Below are 19166 nucleotides of genomic sequence, written 5' to 3' on the forward strand. Positions count from 1 at the left end.
GCCCATGTTCAGCAAGAAAGCCCGCAATGCTGCGCTGCTCGCAGTGATCGCTGCCCTGCTGGTGGCGATCGGCTACTGGAATGTCAGCCCGGAAAGCTTCCTCGACAAGCCGGTGGCCCAGGTCGACGAAAGCGCTATCGACTACTATGCGATCAACGCCCACAGCGTGCAGTTTCTGCCCGACGGCAAACTGCAGTACGAGATGACCGCCGACAAGGTCGAACACCTCAAGGCCAGTGAAATCACCCTGCTGACCACGCCGGACCTGCACATGTACCGCGGCACCGAATACCCGTGGCACGTGCAGAGCACCCGCGCCGAGGTCAACCCGGACGGTACCGAGGTCGAGCTGATCGACAAGGTACGGGTTGCTCGCACCGACGAAAAGCAGCGCGAAACCATCATTACCAGCTCACGCATGACCGTGTTCCCGCAGAAGCAATATGCGCAGACCGAGCAAGCCGTTAGAATCGACGGCGCCGGTGGCACTACTACGGGCAAAGGAATGAAAGCGTATTTGAAAGAAGGCAAGATGGACTTGCTCTCTAACGTAAGAGGACAGTATGAGGCTCGTTAAAACCCTCCCCCTTTTGCTCAGCCTGAGCGCAGCACTGGGAAGCGCGAGCGCCCTCGCCCTGCCGAACGACCGTGACCAGCCGATCCGTATCCAGGCCGACAACGCCCACCTGGACGACAAGCAAGGCGTGGCCACCTACACCGGCGACGTGATCATCACCCAGGGTTCGATGATGATCAAAGGCAACACCGTGACCATCACCCGTTCCGCCTCTGGCGACATCGACGTGGTGACCTCGGTGGGCAACCTGGCCTACTTCGAGCAGCAGCAGAGCGCGGCCAAGCCGGACAAGATGAAAGGCTGGGGCGTTACCATCCAGTACCAGTCGCAGAAGGACCTGGTGATCCTCACCGACCGTGCCAAGGTCGAGAACGAGGGCAACACCACCGAAGGCGAGAAAATCGTCTACAACACTCAGACCCAGGTGGCGACTGCGGGTCGCGGTGGCAACGTGACCACACCGCGTCAGCGTATCGACATGGTGATCCAGCCCAAGAAGAAGGCCGAGTAAATGGCAACCCTCAAAGCCCAGCACCTGGCCAAGAGCTACAAGGGGCGACAGGTGGTACGTGACGTCAGCCTGTCGATCGACAGCGGCCAGATCGTCGGCCTGCTTGGCCCCAACGGCGCCGGCAAGACCACTTGCTTCTACATGATTGTCGGGCTGGTCCAGGCCGAGCAGGGGCGTGTGCTTATCGATAACCTCGATGTCAGCCACCAGCCCATGCACGGCCGCGCCCGCGCCGGCATCGGCTACCTGCCGCAGGAGGCCTCGATCTTCCGCAAGCTGTCGGTGGCCGACAACATCATGGCCATCCTCGAGACCCGCAAGGACCTCGACCGCGACGGGCGCCGCAAAGAACTGGAAAGCCTGCTACAGGAGTTCCACATCAGCCACATCCGTGACAACCTCGGCATGAGCCTGTCCGGTGGTGAACGCCGCCGGGTCGAGATTGCCCGCGCCCTGGCCACCGCACCCAAGTTCATCCTGCTGGACGAACCGTTCGCTGGCGTCGACCCGATTTCGGTCGGCGACATCAAGCAGATCATCCACCACCTCAAGGCCAAGGGCATTGGTGTACTGATCACCGACCACAACGTGCGCGAAACCCTGGATATCTGCGAAACCGCCTATATCGTCAACGATGGCCGCCTGATCGCCGAAGGCGATGCCGAGACCATCCTGGCCAACGAGCTGGTCAAAGAGGTTTACCTGGGTCACGAGTTCCGGCTCTGACCCCGGCACATGCCTGGAGTACTGGCAAATCGCCCTGAAACCGGGGTGAAAGTTGTTACAGTGCTCTAGGCAAACGCTACAATTTAAGGCATAAAACTTGCTTGATCTGGCGCCCCGGCGCCCTCGTGTAGTGGATGGCGCATGCGCGCCGGCGAACAAGGTATTAAGCCCCAGCCATGAAACCATCGCTCGTCCTAAAAATGGGCCAGCAACTGACGATGACACCGCAGTTGCAACAGGCCATCCGCCTGCTCCAGCTTTCCACCCTGGACCTCCAACAGGAAATCCAGGAAGCGCTGGAGTCGAACCCGATGCTCGAACGTCAGGAAGACGGCGACGACTTCGACAACAGCGACCCGATGGCGGACAACGCCGAGAACAAGCCGGCCGCCGAAGTCCAGGACAACAGTTTCCAGGAAAGCACCGCCAGTGCCGACAACCTGGAAGACGGTGAGTGGAGCGAGCGCATCCCCAACGAGCTTCCAGTCGATACCGCCTGGGAAGACATCTACCAGACCAGCGCCAGCAGCCTGCCAAGCAACGATGACGACGAGTGGGACTTCACCACCCGCACCTCAGCCGGCGAGAGCTTGCAGAGCCACCTGCTGTGGCAACTGAACCTGGCACCGATGTCCGACACCGACCGCCTGATCGCCGTCACGCTGATCGACAGCATCAATGGCCAGGGCTACCTGGAAGACACGCTCGAGGAAATCTGCGCCGGTTTCGACCCGGAGCTGGATATCGAGCTGGACGAGGTCGAAGCGGTGCTGCACCGCATCCAGCAGTTCGAGCCAGCCGGCGTCGGCGCGCGCAACCTGGGCGAATGCCTGCTGCTGCAACTGCGCCAGTTGCCCGCCAGTACTCCCTGGATGACCGAAGCCAAGCGCCTGGTCACCGATTTCATCGACCTGCTCGGCAGCCGCGATTACAGCCAGCTCATGCGGCGCATGAAAATCAAGGAAGACGAGCTGCGCCAGGTGATCGAACTGGTACAGAGCCTCAACCCGCGCCCCGGTTCGCAGATCGAGTCCAGCGAGCCCGAGTACGTGGTGCCTGACGTCATCGTGCGCAAAGACAGCGACCGCTGGCTGGTGGAGCTGAACCAGGAGGCTATCCCGCGCCTGCGCGTCAACCCGCAATACGCCGGTTTCGTGCGCCGTGCCGATACCAGCGCCGACAACACCTTCATGCGCAACCAGTTGCAGGAAGCGCGCTGGTTCATCAAGAGCCTGCAAAGCCGCAACGAAACCCTGATGAAGGTTGCCACACAGATCGTCGAGCACCAGCGCGGTTTCCTCGACCATGGTGACGAAGCCATGAAGCCGCTGGTATTGCATGACATCGCAGAAGCGGTGGGCATGCACGAGTCGACCATTTCGCGGGTTACCACGCAGAAATACATGCATACACCGCGTGGCATCTACGAACTGAAATACTTTTTCTCCAGCCACGTCAGCACCTCCGAAGGCGGAGAATGCTCGTCCACGGCGATCCGCGCGATCATCAAAAAACTGGTTGCGGCGGAAAATCAGAAAAAGCCATTGAGTGACAGCAAGATCGCTGGTTTACTGGAGGCACAAGGCATCCAGGTAGCCCGTCGCACCGTCGCCAAGTACCGCGAGTCCCTCGGCATCGCACCGTCGAGTGAGCGCAAGCGACTGATGTAGCCCCTGAGATGTGCCACAGCGTTTGTGGGGCAGGTGCAAGACCTGCCTCTTTATGCACGGGCAACAAAGGAGAAGCTGTATGCAAGTCAATATCAGTGGACAGCATGTAGAAGTCACCCAGCCACTGCGCGATTACGTGCTTGAAAAGCTCGCCCGCGTGGAAAGTCACTTCGACAAGATCACCAACGTGCAGGTCATCATGAAAGTCGAGAAGCTGCAGCAGAAGGTCGAGGCGACCCTGCAGATTCCCGGCGGCGAAGTGGTAGCCAACGCCGAACACGAAGACATGTATGCAGCGATCGACGCCTTGGCCGACAAGCTCGACCGCCAACTGAAAAAACACAAGGAAAAACAGCAAAGCCTGCTGCAAGGTGCAGCTGCCCGCTGATCCCCCTCATCCATGATCCGACTTGAAACCATCCTGACCCCCGGCCGTTCACTCGTGAACGTGCCGGGCGGCAGCAAGAAGCGCGCCCTGGAAAAGGTCGCCACCGTCATCGCCGACCAAGTGCCAGAACTGGAGATGCAAGACGTCTTCGAAAAGCTGGTCGCCCGCGAAAAACTCGGATCGACCGGTTTCGGCAATGGCATCGCCATTCCGCACTGCCGCCTTGAAGGCTGTTCAGCGCCGGTTAGCGCCCTGCTGCACCTGGAAGCACCTATTGATTACGACGCCATCGATGGCGCGCCCGTGGACCTGCTGTTTGTACTGCTGGTACCCGAAGCCGCCACCGATGCGCATCTGGAACTGCTGCGTCAGATCGCCAGCATGCTCGATCGCAAGGAGGTCCGTGATCGCCTGCGCGCGGCCACCAGCAGTGAGGCCCTGTTCCAGGTTGTCCTGGACGTACAGAACGAGCACTGAACATGCGCCTGATCATCGTCAGCGGCCGGTCCGGCTCCGGCAAGAGCACCGCCCTCGATGTCCTGGAAGACAACGGTTTCTACTGCATTGACAACCTGCCCGCCGGGCTGCTGCCGCAGCTGGCGGAGGATGCACTGATCAACACGGAATTACTGCAACCCAAGGTTGCCGTGTCGATCGATGCACGCAACCTGCCCAGCCACCTCACGCGCTTCCCCGAGCTACTCGAAGAAGCCCGTGCGCGGAACATCCAGTGTGACGTGGTGTTCCTGGATGCCGACGAAGACATGCTGCTCAAGCGCTTCTCGGAAACCCGTCGTCGCCATCCACTGACCAATGCCAACCGTTCGCTGGCAGAAGCGATCCGCGTGGAGAGCGAGCTGCTGGGGCCAATTGCCGACCTGGCAGACCTGAAGATCGACACCACCAGCCTCAACCTGTACCAACTACGGGACTCGATCAAGCTGCGCCTGCTCAACCAGCCCGAGCCCGGCACAGCCTTTTTGGTCGAGTCGTTTGGTTTCAAGCGCGGCATGCCAGTCGATGCCGACCTGGTGTTCGATGTACGCTGCCTGCCCAATCCCTACTGGAAGCCCGAACTGCGTGAGCACTCCGGCCTCGATCAACCGGTCGCCGACTACCTGGCCGCACAGCCAGACGTCGAGGACATGTTCAATGACATTTCCAGCTACTTGCTCAAGTGGCTACCCCGCTTCGCCGCCAGCAACCGCGCCTACGTCACCATTGCTATCGGCTGCACCGGCGGCCACCACCGCTCGGTCTACATCACCGAACGCCTTGGCCAGTTGCTGCAGCAATCCCTGAAAAACGTCCAGGTCCGCCACCGCGACCTCTAAGCCCAAGGATCCGCCCCACGATGCCCGCCCGCGAAATCACCATCATCAACAAGCTGGGCCTGCATGCCCGGGCGGCAGCCAAGTTCGTCGGCGTTGCCGGCCGCTTCCCCTGCCAGGTACGGGTTGGCCGCGCACCGGACAAGCTGGTGGATGGCAAGAGCATCATGGCGGTGATGATGCTGGCGGCCGGCAAAGGCACACAGGTTCACCTGCTTACCGAAGGTGAGCAGGACAACGACGCCATGGATGCGCTGGTCGAGCTGATCAACAACTTCTTCGACGAAGGCGAATAAGCCGCTTCGATCCAGGTTGACTGTACCGGCGATGAGGTCAGATCAGGACATCGCGGTGTCCATCACCATCATCAGGCAGAACCCGATACAAAGCCCCAGGCTAGCCAGGCGATGGTGGCCGTTGCTGCGTGATTCCGGGATGATTTCCTGGGTAACCACCAGCAGCATCGCCCCCGCCGCACAGGCCAGGCCCAGCGGCAGCAGCAGCTCGGCGATGTTCATCAACCAGGCACAGATCACTGCGGCTCCCGGCTCGACCAGCCCAGAAGCGGCACCGATCAGGAAGGCTTTGAAGCGCGGCATGCCCGCCCCCGCCAGCACCAGCGCAATGACCAGCCCTTCAGGCACATCCTGCAAGGCGATGCCCATGGCCAGGCTGTCGGCGTCGGCCATGCCACCACCGGCCGATACGCCAATCGCCATGCCTTCGGGGATGTTGTGCGCGATGATCGCGATGACAAACAGCCAGATGCGCGCGGCAATCACTGGCTGATTGCCGGTGCCGACCAGTGCTTCCGGCGAGGCACCTGACACCTTGAGGTCAACCAGAAACAGGCACAGCGCACCGAACATCAGGCCAAAGCTGATCAGGCCACCCGCGCCCCAAGGGCTGAAACCGATGGATTGAGCGGCGTCCAACCCCGGAATGATCAGGGAAAACGCGGTGGCCGCCAGCATTACGCCAGCGCCGAAGCCCAGCAGCGTATCGGCCAGTGCCACCGGCATGTTGCGAATGACCAGTACCGGTACCGCGCCCAGCGCCGTCCCCAGGGCGCATAATGCGCCGCCTTCCAGCGCACGCAACATGCGCGGTTCCAGGTCCAGCCAGGCAAGGCCACGCGCCACCAGCAGCGCGGCGCCAGCCAGCAAAAGCAAAGTCCCAAGCGCCAGCCGAAACAGGCGCACACTGCTGACAGACATCACCTCAGAGCGCATACCGGTCCGACTCACTTCAGGGCTTCGAGGTAACGGCGTTCCACTTCGGCCCAGTCAATCACGTTGTAGAAGGCACCGATGTATTCCGGACGACGGTTCTGATACTTCAGGTAGTAGGCATGTTCCCACACGTCCAGGCCGAGGATTGGCGTGTTGCCGAGCATCAGCGGGCTGTCCTGGTTGCCACTGCTCTCGACAACGAGGGTTTTCTGCGGCGTTACGCTGAGCCAGGCCCAGCCGCTGCCAAAGCGGGTCAGCGCAGCCTTGGTGAACGCCTCCTTGAAGGCATCGAAACCACCCAGTTGCGAGGCGATGGCCTGCGCCAGCTGGCCGTGTGGCTCACCACCACCTTGCGGCGACATCACCGTCCAGAACAGGCTATGGTTGGCGTGCCCCCCGCCATGGTTGGTCACAGCGCCACGCAGGCTTTCCGGTAGCTGCTTGACTGCACCAACCAGCTTCTCCACGGGCCATTCGGCCCATTCGGTGCCTTCGATGGCGGCATTGAGGCCGTTGACGTAGGTCTGATGGTGCTTGGTGTGGTGAATTTCCATGGTCTGCGCGTCGATGTGCGGCTCCAGCGCATCGTAGGCGTAGGGCAAAGCAGGCAAGGTATGCGGCATGTCAGTGAATTCCGTAGGCATGGTTTCTGTGCGCCACGTCTGGCTGGGCAGCGAACGCGCTGGCCCCGGTGCCGTGGCGGTTAAGCAGACGCTCGGTACGTGGGTACTGGCCGTATTCGGCGATAAAACTCAGCAGCTGGGTGTAGGTGCGTCCACTGTGACGCAGGGCTGCGTCACGCAGCCCCTGGGGTAAACGCGCCTCCTGGCTGGCCTGCAACAGCCGCTGGTGAGCGGCGCACAGGTAGTCGGCGCTCTCGTGCGGCTGGTTGAGGCGCAGGTGCAGGTCGGCCAGGTTGTGATGGGCGATGACGAATGCAGCCACCGCTTCGTCGACGTCATGCCAGCGCTCGAACAGCACCTGCGCCAGCGCCAGGGCTTGCAGGTAGTGTTCCCGGGCGTCGACCAACCCGCCTTGTTCGAACAGGCGGTTGGCGGTTTCCGTAGTGCGTTTCCAGTGCTGCATGGTTGTCTCCTGAGCGGCGACGCAGTGTCAGATACCGCCAGCGGTGAGTTTTTCCGGGTCCAGCAGTGCTTCCAGCTGGTCGCGTGACAGGTCGGTGTGCTCCAGCGCCACGTCGATGATCGGGCGGCCCTGCTTGTAGGCGGTCTTGGCGATTTCGGCGGCCTTGAGGTAGCCGATGATCGGGTTCAGCGCAGTGACCAGAATCGGGTTGCGCGCCAGGGCTTCCTTGAGCTTGCCCTCGTTGACCCTGAACGTGGCGATGGCCTTGTCGGCCAGCAGACGGCTGACGTTGGCCATCAGCTCGATGCTTTCCAGCAGGTTGCGGGCGATCACCGGCAGCATCACGTTCAGCTCGAAGTTGCCGGACTGGCCAGCGACAGCGATGGTGGCGTCGTTGCCGATCACCTGGGCAGCAACCATGGCGGTGGCCTCAGGAATCACCGGGTTGACCTTGCCAGGCATGATCGAAGAGCCCGGTTGCAGGCCTTGCAGCTCAATTTCGCCCAGGCCGGCGAGCGGGCCGGAGTTCATCCAGCGCAGGTCGTTGGCGATCTTCATCAGCGCCACAGCAGTGGTCTTGAGCTGGCCAGACAGCGCCACGGCAGTGTCTTGCGAGCCGATCAGGGCAAACAGGTTCTGGCCCGGGGTGAACTCTACCTGGGTCAGGCCGCTGAGCTGGCGGGCGAAACCGGCCGCGAACTGTGGGTGGGCGTTGATGCCGGTACCCACGGCCGTGCCACCCTGGGCCAGCGCCTGCAAGCTCGGCAGGGTCGCCTCGATGTGCGCCTTGGCAGCGTTGATCTGCGCGGCCCAGCCATCCAGCACCTGGCTCATGCGCACCGGCATGGCGTCCATCAAGTGGGTACGGCCGGTTTTCACGTACTGATGCACCTGCACCGACTTGGTCTCGATCACCTGCACCAGGTGGCTCAGGGCCGGAAGCAGTTGTTCGTGCAGTGCCAGTGCAGCACTGACGTGAATGGTGGTCGGGATGATGTCGTTGCTGCTCTGGCCACAGTTGACGTGGTCGTTGGCGTTGATCGCATCACCCAGTACACGGCTGGCCAGGGTGGCGATCACCTCGTTGGCGTTCATGTTCGAGCTGGTGCCGGAGCCGGTCTGGAACACATCCACCGGGAAGTGCTGGATGAAGTCCTCGGCCAGCAGTTGCTCGACCGCCTTGACGATGGCATTGCCCTGCGCGGCAGACAATTGCTCCAGCTCGACGTTGGCCTTGGCGGCAGCCGCCTTGGCCAGCAACAGCGCGCGAATGAACTGGGCCGGCATGCGCTGGCCGCTGACCGGGAAGTTGTCGACCGCGCGCTGAGTCTGGGCACCGTACAGGGCCTGGGCCGGCACCTGCAGTTCGCCCATGCTGTCACGCTCGATACGGGTATCACTCATCATCAAATCCTTGCATCAGTTCATCGGGAGAAATCGACGGCAGCAGGCGGCAATTGGCCAACTGCAGGGCGTAGGGCTGCCAGCGCTGGTTCTGTTCCTGGCGATCGAGATTGCGAAGGTCCAGCAAGGGGCGCCAGGCCTGGTCCAGGCACAGGCAGCGCCAATGCCAGGGCAGCATGCGGTCGCAGGCGGTATCCAGTAACAGGCGCAAGGAGGTCAGGGCCACCGTCCATGGCGAAGTCTCGGTGCAGCACACCAGGTAGCGGCCCTCGGCCAGGTAATGCTCGATCAGGCGCGGCTCGTCGGGTTCGAGCGCACAGCGGATGCGCCGGCTGAGCCAGCGCCAGTTTTCCAGGTAGGGCAGTTCGCGGAGGACGGGTTTCATGAACATCATCGCCGGGTTACTGGATAATGATATTCATTATTAGGTGATAAATAGAATCACTTCAAGAAAAAGGTGATGAAACAAAAACCCGGCGCAGGGCCGGGTCTTCTGATTTGCCAAGGTATCTGGAACGAATCAGCTACCTGCGACAGTCATTCGCTCGATCAGTACCGAACCCGTGTGAATGTTGCTACGGGTTTCGAGATCACTCCCGATCGCGACAATTTGCTGGAACATATCCTTCATATTGCCGGCAATGGTCACTTCCTGCACCGCGTGCTGGATCTCGCCGTTCTCAACCCAGAACCCTGCCGCACCACGGGAATAATCCCCGGTCACCATGTTCAGGCCATGCCCCATCAGCTCGGTGACCAGCAGGCCACGGCCCATGCGGCGGATCAGTGCTGCCTGGTCTTCGACACCATGGCTGACGTACAGGTTATGCACGCCACCGGCGTTGGCAGTACTTGGCAAGCCCAGCTTGCGCCCGGAATACGTGCCCAGCAGGTACGACACCAGCTCGCCTTTGTCGACGAACGGCTTGGCATAGGTGGCCAGACCGTCACCATCGAATGCGGCGCTGCCCAGCGCTCGCGGAATGTGCGGGCGCTCGTCGAGGGTTAGCCAGGAGGGGAACAGGCGCTGGCCAATGGTCCCTTCAAGGAATGACGATTTGCGGTAAAGATTGCCGCCGGAAATGGCCGAGAGGAAGCTGCCGAACAGGCCGCCGGCCAGCTCGGCGGAAAACAGCACCGGCACCTCGCAAGTGGGCACCGGGCGCGCGCCCAGGCGGCTGGCGGCACGCTGGGCAGCGCGTACACCGATACTGCGCGGATCGGCGAGCAGGTTGCCTTGGCGGTTTACGTCATACCAATAGTCGCGCTGCATCTGCCCGTCGCCTTCGGCGATCATGACGCAGCTCAGGCTGTGCCGGGTCGAAGCGTAGCCCCCGATGAAGCCATGGCTGTTGCCATACACGCGGCAGCCCTGGTGGGTATTGAGGGTGGTGCCATCGGCATTGAGGATGCGCGGGTCGGCATCGAACGCCGCAGCCTCGCAGGCCAGGGCCATCTCGATGGCCTTCTCGGGCTCAATGTCCCAGTCGTGATAAAGGTCCAGGTCCGGGATGTCCCGGGCCATCAACGCGGCGTCCGCAAGGCCCGAGCATTCGTCCTCGGAAGTATGCTTGGCAATGGCCAACGCCGCAGCGACGGTTTCGCGGATCGCGTCCGGGCCACTGGCCGAAGTGCTGGCCGAACCTTTGCGCTGGCCAACGTAGAGGGTAATGCCAAAGCCCTGGTCGCGATTGAACTCAACGGTCTCGACCTCACGCTGGCGTACCGTGGTGGACAGGCCCTGCTCCAGCGACACGGCCACTTCGCAGGCACTGGCCCCTTGGCGGCGAGCCTCGGCGATGATTGCCTCGACCTGCTCCTGCAATGCTGGCAGGTCTTTCGGACCTACGCTCTGGACTGCACTCATGGTTCTCTCCACTCAAATTCTGCGTTCGGCGAGGGTCATTCTACGACCGGGCCGGACAAGCGGCCCCCGACTGGTTATCATGGCGGCGATTTCTAGCGGACTGCCACCATGGTTGATTCAAACGACGACGCCTTCGACGGCGAAAAAAGCAAAACCCAGATCAAGCGCGAACTGCATGCGCTGGTCGAACTTGGCGAGCGCCTGACCACGCTCAAGGCCGATACCCTGGCACGCCTGCCGTTGACCGACGAGCTGCGCAAAGCACTGGCTGAAGCCAGCAAGCACACCGCTCATGGCGCCCGTAAGCGCCACATGTCGTTCGTCGGCAAGCTGATGCGCGTACAGGACCTGGATGCCATCCACGCCTTGCTCGAACAGATGGACAGCTCGACTCGCCAGTACAACGAGCGATTCCACAACCTGGAGCGCTGGCGTGACCGGCTGATCGACGGTAACGACGAAGACCTCGAGCGTTTCGTCAACGAGTACCCCGAAACCGATCGCCAGCAAATGCGTTCGCTGGTGCGCCATGCTCAACACGAAAAGGCCCGGAACAAGCCACCTGCCGCTGCGCGCAAGGTGTTCAAGTACATCCGCGACCTCGACGAGTTGCAGCGCGGGTTGCGCTGAACCCTTGGGGGCCGCTTTGCGGCCCCCAAAAGCCATCACGCCCCGGTACCGCCCACGGTAATCGCATCCAGCTTCAAGGTAGGCTGCCCTACCCCCACCGGCACCGACTGCCCGTCCTTGCCGCATGTGCCCACTCCGCTGTCCAGCGCCAGGTCGTTACCGACCATCGACACCCGGCTCATCGCCTCAGGACCATTGCCGATCAGGGTTGCGCCTTTCACAGGTGCAGTAATCTTGCCGTCTTCGATCAGGTAGGCCTCACTGGTCGAGAACACGAATTTGCCGCTGGTGATGTCCACCTGGCCGCCGCCCAGATTGGCGCAGTAGATCCCTTTTTTCACCGATGCGATGATTTCCTGCGGGTCGCTTTCGCCAGCCCGCATGTAGGTATTGGTCATGCGTGGCATCGGCAGGTGTGCGTAGGATTCGCGGCGCCCGTTGCCGGTCACCGCCATGCCCATCAGGCGTGCGTTCAGCTTGTCCTGCATGTAACCCTTGAGCACCCCGTTCTCGATCAACGTGGTGCACTCGGTCGGGGTACCTTCGTCATCGACGCTCAGCGAACCACGGCGGCCCTCAAGCGTGCCATCGTCAACGATGGTGCACAGGCTCGATGCCACTTTCTCGCCGATACGGCCGCTGAAAGCCGAACTGCCCTTGCGGTTGAAGTCACCTTCCAGGCCATGGCCGACAGCCTCGTGCAACAGCACACCCGACCACCCCGAACCTAACACCACCGGCAAGGTACCGGCCGGAGCCGGAATCGCTTCCAGGTTCACCAGGGCCTGACGCAGCGCTTCACGGGCATAGCCCATCACGCGCTCTTCAGTGAAGAAGCGGTAGTCGGTACGCCCGCCACCGCCCTGCCCGCCGCGCTCGCGGCGGCCGTTCTGCTCGACGATGACGCTGACGTTGAAGCGCACCAGCGGACGCACGTCGGCAGCCAGGCTGCCATCGGCCGCCGCAATCAGGATACGCTCCCAAACCCCGGCCATGCTCACACTGACCTGCTGAATTCGCGGGTCCAGGGCACGGGTGGCGGCATCGACACGCTTGAGCAGCTCGACCTTTTCGGCACGGCTCAGTACATCCAGCGGGTTGTCCGCCGCATACAGGGCCGTGACGTCCTGGCTGCGGAAGGCCTGCACCGTACCGTTTTGACCGGCACGGGAAATGGAACGGGCGGCGCGCGCCGCCGAGGTCAGCGCCTCGAGGTTGATTGCATTGCTGTAGGCGAACCCGGTCTTTTCACCGGACTGGGCACGCACGCCCACGCCCTGGTCGAGGTTGAAACTGCCCTCTTTGACGATGCCGTCTTCCAGGGCCCAGGTTTCCGAGATCTGGCCCTGGAAATACAGGTCGGCGGCGTCGATGCCGGGGCCAGCCAACTCACCCAGCACGCTCTGCAGGCTGTCCAGGGTCAAGCCGCCTGGGGCCAGGAGCTGCTCACTGACGGTGGATAACATCTGGCTCATAGTCACTCCGCGGTGTGCGCAGGCCGCAACGCGCCCTGCGAGAAAAAGCGCCGGTGCGATACCACCGGCATGCGCGCCCGAATGGACGCTTGTTCTTCAATGTCGCGCTCGGCAAGAAGTACCGCTTCGCCTTGCGCCTGTTCTGCAACGATGCGCCCCCAAGGGTCGACAATCGCCGCATGCCCATGGGTTTCCCGTGGGCCTGGGTGGGTGCCTCCCTGCGCCGCAGCCAGCAGGTAGCACTGGGTCTCGATGGCTCGGGCGCGTACCAGTACCTCCCAATGGGCCGCGCCTGTCACTGCCGTAAAGGCAGCCGGCGCAGTGATCAGCTCCGCGCCGGCAGCACGCAGTGCGCTGTACAGCTCGGGGAAGCGCAAGTCGTAGCACACGCTCAACCCCAACCGCCCGACCGGCGTGTCAGCCACCACCACCTGAGCACCATGGGCGTAGTCGTCCGACTCACGGTAACGGCCACGGTTGTCGACAACATCCACGTCAAACAGGTGCAGCTTGTCATAACGTGCCGCGATCTCGCCGTGTTCATCGATCAACAGCGAGCAGGCATGGGCCTTGGCCTCGGGCTGGCCGACCGGTGGCAAGGGCAAGGTACCGGCAACAATCCATAACTTGAGGTCACGGGCGGTGCGTTTCAACCATGGCAGGATCGGCCCTTCACCCAACGCTTCGGCACGGCCGATGGCAGCGGCATCCTTACGGCCCATGGCAGCGAAATTTTCTGGCAGCACGGCCAGCCGTGCGCCGCCCATCGCGGCCTGCTCCAACAGGGCACCGGCACGTTGCAGGTTGGCCAGCACATCGTCCTGGCTGACCATCTGGATTACCGCTGCCTTCATGGGCACTCCTAGCGGGATTTCTCGAAAGGTTTCACAAAGGTGATTCTAGGCTCTTTAACCGGTCCTTCGACACGGTAGTGCACACTGGCAAAGCGCGAAACACGGTCACCGATCAACCGATCGACCAGGAACAAGGCGCCACCTACGGCCGGCGCGCCGACAATCAGTGCCGCCAGCGGCAGGTTGTTGGTCACCGGCAGGCTGACCTGCAGGTTGGCATCAATCCGGTCGCGCACCATGTCCAGGGTCCCATCCAGCTCGAAATTGCTCGACGGGCCGGTCACGCTGATGGGCTCGCGGGTCACATACACCCCGTCACTGGCCACCAGCAGGCCCTTGACCCGGTCATAGGCCAGGCCTTTCTCGAACAGGTCGGAGAAGTCCAGACGCAGGCGTCGGCCAATGGAGTTGAAGTTGAGCAGGCCGAATACCCGCAACGCCTGGGCGCTGCCTTCAACCTCGACGAACTGGCCGGTACGCAGTGCCGCGTCCATGCTGCCCGAGAAGCGCTCCAGCCCGACCGCAGCCGGCGAACCCGGCCAGCGGCCATCCACATCCAGGCGGAAATCGCGGCTGGTCACGGTCGGGGCAAAGCCCCAGGCCTTGAGTACATCGGCCAGGTTCTTGCCGTCCAGGCGCCCTTTGTACCAGCTGCTGGTCTTACCCGTTTCGCCTTCCCAGCCACCGCCGCCGTCGATACGCAGGCCTTTGAAGTCGAGGTCGATATCACTGGCGCTAACACCACGCGCGGTGGGTCGCAACTTGATCGATGCACTGCCGAACAAGTCGTCGCCGCGGTACAGCTTGTCGATGCTCAGGTCCAGCGCCGGGACCTTGCGCGGGTCGAACGAGGCCAGCGGATCGGGGCCATCCTCAGCTTGCGCCTGGGCCGGGTCGGCCGCCGGCAAGCGCAAGGTTTGCATACGCACCACCATGGGCGAACCTTTGGCATCCGGCACGCGTGCGTTACCTATCACTTCCTTGCTGTCAAGGCGCAGGTCCCAAGCCTGGCCGCCTCGTGCCAGCCTCACCACTGCCTGATTCAGGTCCATGCCAAAGGCTTTCAACTGGCCAATGCTCAGGTCTACGCTTTGCAGGTTTTGCCGCGCGCTGCCACCGGGGTCGTCGCCCGCCAGGCGCGCTGCCTGCTCTTGCCAAGGTGCCAGGTCCAAAGCCTCCAGGCGGCCACGTACCCGCAGGCCTTGACCGGCCGGCAGTTGAGCGTTACCGGCGCCGAGCAGCAACTCACCGCGCCCCTGAGCCAGTGCGTTGGCCGGCGCGGCATAGGCAAAGCGGGCAAGGTCGGTGTAGACAGCATCGAAGCGACGCTCCGGCCCCTGCAGGCTCATACTGAAACGGCTGTCGCGGGTATCCGCCACCGTTTTGCCGAACGGTGCCGGCAGGTCGATCGCCAGGCCCTTGAGGTTGGAGGTGACGCTCAGGCTGTTTTCCCGGCTACCCAGGCTGACCTGTAGCTGGTAAGGCAAGTCGCCGGAGGCCGGCAGGGCCTGCTTGAACTGCAGCCACTCGGTCAACGCCTTGAGCGACACCTGGCCATTGGCATTAATGCGGGTCTGCATCTGGCCAGCCTGGCCTTCAGCAGTGATTTGCGCCGTTACCGGCTTGCCGAAGGCTTGCAGGCTGATGCCCTTGCCGCTCAGGCCTTTGTCGAAATCAAAGCTGAAATCACCCTTCAGGCGGTTCAACTCCAGGCTCGGCGGGGCGACTTTCAGGCGCGCATCGTTGGTGGCGAAGTCCACCTGTACTTTCGGTCGCGGCCCATGGGCCAAGGGGATATCGAGCTTGACCTTGCCCTTCAGCGGCCCTTCACCCTCCCAGCCGGCGAAAATCTCACCGGTACCGATTGGCGCTTCCTTGAGAATCTTCAGCCCATCGCCCAGGGTGCCGTCGAAGTCTCCATCCAGGTACAGGTGGCTGTGCTGATCACCGTCGACATGCGGTATATCGACCGTCACATCGCTGACCTTGGTGTCGAGCAGCACGCCGCGTTGGGCCTTGATGCGCACGCCGCTGTCCTCGATGAACACATCGCCATCCACGTGCTGCACCTGCGGCCAGCCAGGCTGGAAGTCCAGGGCGGCATCGCGCACCTTGAAGAACAGGCTGATACTGCGTGCTTCAGGAGCCGCGCCATGATTAAGCGAGCCCTGGTACTGGAAGTAGCCTTCATCCACCGTGCCCTTGACGATGGCGCTGCGCAACCACTCGTCGAGGGCCGGGCTGAGCACTTCGGGCAAGTACTTGGCGGTATAGCGCCCATCGCCTTCGGTCAGGCCGACGCGCAGGTCCATGTAGTCCTCGCGGCCTTCCTCGAACAACAGGCGAATCAGGAAATCACCGGCGATCTTGCCCTCTTCGCCCAGCACCTTGAGGTACGGCGCAATCAGGGTGAAACCGTCTTTGTCCAAGGCCCAGGTCAGGCGTGCATTGGCCTTCTGGTAGTGCCAGGGCTTGGCGAAGATCGGGTACAGATGCAGCATGAACGCCTCGGTATCCAACCGCAGCTCACCATGGCCCAGGTCACCGCTGATGCTGCCGCTGACGTTACCGGCAGCCGGGGCATTGTGATAGGCATCGAAACCGACCTTTTCCAGGTTGGCCTCGAACTGCAGGCGTTTGTCGCCCTCGGCTTTCGGCCGGGCCTCCAACCGCACATTGCGCAGCGCGCCGGTGACTTTCAGGCCATCGACCACGGCCATGACTTTGTCAGGCAACGGCGCCAAAGCATCGATCAGCGGGGTCAAAGGCGTGAGATCGAGCCGGTCGGCCTGCACCCGCCAGTTTTCATCGGCTGCGTTCTCGCCCGGGCGCTGCTGCAACTGCAAGTGCGACTCCCAGCGGGCCTTGTCGATGTCCATGGCCAGGGAGTCGACCACCACATCGAAGCCTTGATCCCGGCGCTGGAACCAGGCGCCCAGGGCCAGGTTGCTCAGCGTGGCAGCTTTGCGCCCGGTATAGGCACCCCGCAGTTCAGGCGCATTAAGCCGCACCACAGCCTGCTGCAACTGCCCTTTTCGCCAATCGACCCAGAACTCCCCACCCGCCCGCAACACGTCAGCTTGCCACTCACCGAGCAGGCGTGGTGGCAACCAGCGCGCCCAGTCACTTTGCGGCAGGCTCAGGTAGGCCTCCACCTGGCCATCACGCCAGGCCTTGGCTGACACACGGCTTTGCAGGTTCAGCGACAGAGGCTGGCCATCAGGCAAGGTGGCGCGCAACTCCAGCACTTGCCGCGAAGCACCCGCCTGCAGGCCGGCGCTGACATAGGTAAGGGTGAGCGGGTCACGCTGCCAGGGGTGCAAGGTGACTTGGCTGTCGAACACATCGACGCGGCCCAATTGACGCAGGCGCTGCAGCAGGTCGGCGGGGTCGAGTGGTGCATCGTCTTTTTTCGGCAGGCCTTCGAGGTTCCAGGCGCCCTGCTCGTTCTCGCGCAAGATCAGTTGCAGGCCGCCCAGCTGAATACGCGCCAGGCGCACTTCACGGGCGGTAAGGCTGGCCCAGACATCAGGCACCACCTTCACGTCATCCAGGCGCAACGCCGTAGCGCCTTCGCCCAGTTGCAGGTCGCGCACCCGCAGCACCGGAGCCAGCCCGCTCCAGCGGCCCTCGAGGGCACCGACATGCACCGGCAGGCCCAGCGCCTGCTCGGCCTTGCTTTCCACATCGGCGCGGTACTCGGCCACCAGCGGCACCAGTTCGCGCCCGAGGCTGACATACAGCGCCACCAACACCGCCAACAGGGCGCATAAGCCCAGCCCCCAGCGGGTCAAGGCGACAAGAACGCGGGTCAGACGTCCCATGGCCATGGCCCTCCAAGTCGTTTATCCATGATGGCTGGTAGCGGCAGTTTTGCCAGCCCGACCATCCTGCGGCGTGTTCTGGAAAGCCTCAGAGCAGCACCACGTCGTATTGTTCCTGCGAATACATCGACTCAACCTGGAAGCGAATGGTTCGACCGATGAAAGCCTCCAGCTCAGCGACGTTGCCAGACTCTTCATCCAGCAGGCGGTCGACCACCTTCTGGTTGGCCAGTACACGGTAGCCCTCAGCCTGATAGGCTCGGGCCTCACGCAGGATCTCTCGGAAGATCTCGTAACAAATGGTCTCGGGGGTTTTCAGCTTGCCGCGCCCCTGGCAGGCCAGGCACGGCTCACACAGCACCTGCTCCAGGCTTTCACGGGTGCGCTTGCGGGTCATCTGCACCAGGCCCAGCTCGGTAATACCGATGATGTTGGTCTTGGCGTGATCGCGCTCCAGCTGTTTTTCCAGGGTGCGCAGCACCTGGCGCTGGTGCTCTTCATCTTCCATGTCGATGAAGTCGATGATGATAATGCCGCCTATATTGCGCAGGCGCAGTTGCCGGGCAATGGCAGTGGCGGCTTCCAGGTTGGTCTTGAAGATGGTCTCTTCCAGGTTGCGATGGCCGACGAACGCGCCGGTGTTCACATCGATGGTGGTCATCGCTTCGGCCGGGTCGACCACCAGGTAGCCACCCGACTTGAGCGGCACCTTGCGCTCCAGCGCACGCTGGATCTCGTCTTCAACGCCGTACAGGTCGAAGATGGGGCGCTCGCCCGGATAGTGCTCGAGGCGGTCGGCGATTTCCGGCATCAGCTCGCCAACGAACTGCGTGGTTTTCTGGAAGGTTTCCCGCGAGTCGATACGGATCTTCTCGATCTTCGGGTTGACCAGGTCGCGCAGCGTGCGCAGGGCCAGGCCCAGGTCTTCGTAGATAACCGTGGGCGCGCCGCAGGTCTTGATCTGGGTGCCAATCTGCTCCCACAGGCGACGCAGGTAGCGGATGTCCTGCAGAATTTCTTCAGCGCGTGCGCCTTCAGCGGCGGTGCGCAGGATAAAGCCACCGGCATCTTTGATGTTTTCGCTTTCCATGCAGCCGCTGACCACCTGCTTGAGGCGATCACGCTCGGCTTCGTCTTCGATCTTCAGCGATATGCCAACATGGCTGCTGCGGGGCATGTACACCAGGTAGCGCGAAGGGATCGACAACTGGGTGGTCAGGCGCGCACCCTTGGTGCCGATCGGGTCCTTGGTCACCTGCACTACCAAGGCCTGGCCTTCGTGGACCAGGGCGGTGATGTTCTCTACCGCCGAGCCTTCGCGCTGGGAAATTTCCGAGGCATGGATGAACGCTGCGCGCTCCAGGCCGATGTCGACGAAGGCCGCCTGCATGCCTGGCAGCACGCGCACCACCTTGCCCTTGTAGATATTGCCAACAATGCCACGGCGCTGGGTGCGCTCGACGTGCACCTCCTGCAGTACCCCGTTTTCCACCACCGCCACGCGTGACTCCATCGGGGTGATGTTGATCAGGATCTCTTCACTCATGGCCGGCTCTCGTCAAAGGTCTTTTGTAATGATGGATGGCGTATG

At 62.5% G+C, this 19166-nt stretch carries 19 protein-coding genes; 9 read left to right on the forward strand and 10 right to left on the reverse strand.

Annotated elements, in window-relative coordinates:
* The first annotated feature begins 4 nt into the window (after window positions 1–4).
* The 8 genes from lptC to B9A31_RS17735 all read left to right on the forward strand — a co-directional run bounded on the left by lptC (window position 5) and on the right by B9A31_RS17735 (window position 5499).
* The gene (gene lptC / locus B9A31_RS17700; protein ID WP_019099457.1) at window positions 5–577 is read left to right on the forward strand and encodes an LPS export ABC transporter periplasmic protein LptC; all 573 of its coding nucleotides are present in this window, start codon (window positions 5–7) and stop codon (window positions 575–577) included.
* The gene (gene lptA / locus B9A31_RS17705) at window positions 564–1088 is read left to right on the forward strand and encodes a lipopolysaccharide transport periplasmic protein LptA (protein WP_012270658.1); all 525 of its coding nucleotides are present in this window, start codon (window positions 564–566) and stop codon (window positions 1086–1088) included. Before lptC ends, lptA begins: the two co-directional genes overlap by 14 nt.
* Entirely contained in the window at window positions 1089–1814 is a 726-nt protein-coding gene (gene lptB / locus B9A31_RS17710) for an LPS export ABC transporter ATP-binding protein (RefSeq protein ID WP_010952146.1), read from the forward strand. It begins immediately after the preceding gene.
* Between the two features lie 176 nt (window positions 1815–1990).
* Window positions 1991–3484 carry an RNA polymerase factor sigma-54 gene (locus tag B9A31_RS17715; protein ID WP_025753783.1) on the forward strand — a complete coding sequence of 498 codons (1494 nt, stop codon included), beginning with the start codon at window positions 1991–1993 and terminating at the stop codon, window positions 3482–3484.
* A 79-nt stretch (window positions 3485–3563) separates the two neighbouring features.
* Window positions 3564–3872 (forward strand): ribosome hibernation-promoting factor, HPF/YfiA family, encoded by a 309-nt coding sequence (gene hpf, locus B9A31_RS17720; protein ID WP_003255135.1) that lies wholly within the window; start codon window positions 3564–3566, stop codon window positions 3870–3872.
* Window positions 3873–3884: 12 nt separating this feature from the next.
* Window positions 3885–4349 carry a PTS IIA-like nitrogen regulatory protein PtsN gene (gene ptsN, locus B9A31_RS17725; RefSeq protein ID WP_016713139.1) on the forward strand — a complete coding sequence of 155 codons (465 nt, stop codon included), beginning with the start codon at window positions 3885–3887 and terminating at the stop codon, window positions 4347–4349.
* A gap of 2 nt (window positions 4350–4351) precedes the next feature.
* Window positions 4352–5206 carry an RNase adapter RapZ gene (gene rapZ / locus B9A31_RS17730; RefSeq protein ID WP_016713140.1) on the forward strand — a complete coding sequence of 285 codons (855 nt, stop codon included), beginning with the start codon at window positions 4352–4354 and terminating at the stop codon, window positions 5204–5206.
* 20 nt (window positions 5207–5226) lie between these two features.
* A complete protein-coding gene (locus B9A31_RS17735) occupies window positions 5227–5499 on the forward strand; it encodes an HPr family phosphocarrier protein (RefSeq protein ID WP_016713141.1) in 273 nt (90 codons plus the stop codon).
* 42 nt (window positions 5500–5541) lie between these two features.
* Here B9A31_RS17735 and B9A31_RS17740 read toward each other — a convergent pair whose 3' ends face one another.
* From B9A31_RS17740 to pmbA, 6 genes are all read right to left on the reverse strand, one after another.
* Complete coding sequence (locus B9A31_RS17740) at window positions 5542–6435, reverse strand: ZIP family metal transporter (RefSeq protein ID WP_084297181.1); 894 nt, start codon at window positions 6433–6435, stop codon at window positions 5542–5544.
* 11 nt (window positions 6436–6446) lie between these two features.
* On the reverse strand, window positions 6447–7058 hold the full coding sequence (locus B9A31_RS17745; RefSeq protein WP_025753784.1) for a superoxide dismutase: 612 nt from the start codon (window positions 7056–7058) through the stop codon (window positions 6447–6449).
* Window position 7059: 1 nt separating this feature from the next.
* Window positions 7060–7521 carry a hypothetical protein gene (locus B9A31_RS17750; protein WP_027609543.1) on the reverse strand — a complete coding sequence of 154 codons (462 nt, stop codon included), beginning with the start codon at window positions 7519–7521 and terminating at the stop codon, window positions 7060–7062.
* A 27-nt stretch (window positions 7522–7548) separates the two neighbouring features.
* Window positions 7549–8925: a class II fumarate hydratase gene (locus B9A31_RS17755; RefSeq protein ID WP_084297182.1), complete on the reverse strand. Its 1377-nt coding sequence runs from the start codon at window positions 8923–8925 to the stop codon at window positions 7549–7551.
* The gene (locus B9A31_RS17760) at window positions 8918–9319 is read right to left on the reverse strand and encodes a hypothetical protein (RefSeq protein ID WP_019099451.1); all 402 of its coding nucleotides are present in this window, start codon (window positions 9317–9319) and stop codon (window positions 8918–8920) included. The genes B9A31_RS17755 and B9A31_RS17760 overlap by 8 nt, the downstream gene beginning before the upstream one ends.
* Window positions 9320–9445: 126 nt before the next feature.
* Window positions 9446–10792, reverse strand: a complete 1347-nt coding sequence (pmbA, locus tag B9A31_RS17765; RefSeq protein WP_019099450.1) for a metalloprotease PmbA — start codon at window positions 10790–10792, stop codon at window positions 9446–9448.
* A 108-nt stretch (window positions 10793–10900) separates the two neighbouring features.
* Here pmbA and yjgA point away from each other — a divergent pair, with 108 nt between their 5' ends.
* A complete protein-coding gene (yjgA, locus tag B9A31_RS17770) occupies window positions 10901–11422 on the forward strand; it encodes a ribosome biogenesis factor YjgA (protein WP_016713148.1) in 522 nt (173 codons plus the stop codon).
* Window positions 11423–11457: 35 nt separating this feature from the next.
* On the opposite strand, the gene tldD is transcribed toward yjgA, so the two are convergent.
* From tldD to rng, 4 genes are all read right to left on the reverse strand, one after another.
* On the reverse strand, window positions 11458–12897 hold the full coding sequence (gene tldD, locus B9A31_RS17775; RefSeq protein ID WP_016713149.1) for a metalloprotease TldD: 1440 nt from the start codon (window positions 12895–12897) through the stop codon (window positions 11458–11460).
* A gap of 2 nt (window positions 12898–12899) precedes the next feature.
* Window positions 12900–13751 (reverse strand): carbon-nitrogen hydrolase family protein, encoded by an 852-nt coding sequence (locus tag B9A31_RS17780; RefSeq protein WP_019099449.1) that lies wholly within the window; start codon window positions 13749–13751, stop codon window positions 12900–12902.
* Window positions 13752–13759: 8 nt separating this feature from the next.
* Window positions 13760–17581 (reverse strand): YhdP family protein, encoded by a 3822-nt coding sequence (locus tag B9A31_RS17785; protein WP_084297183.1) that lies wholly within the window; start codon window positions 17579–17581, stop codon window positions 13760–13762.
* A gap of 82 nt (window positions 17582–17663) precedes the next feature.
* Complete coding sequence (gene rng, locus B9A31_RS17790) at window positions 17664–19121, reverse strand: ribonuclease G (RefSeq protein ID WP_016713152.1); 1458 nt, start codon at window positions 19119–19121, stop codon at window positions 17664–17666.
* Window positions 19122–19166: the final 45 nt, after the last annotated feature.

It is taken from the genome of Pseudomonas sp. URIL14HWK12:I5, assembly GCF_900176445.1.
Lineage (GTDB): Bacteria > Pseudomonadota > Gammaproteobacteria > Pseudomonadales > Pseudomonadaceae > Aquipseudomonas > Aquipseudomonas monteilii.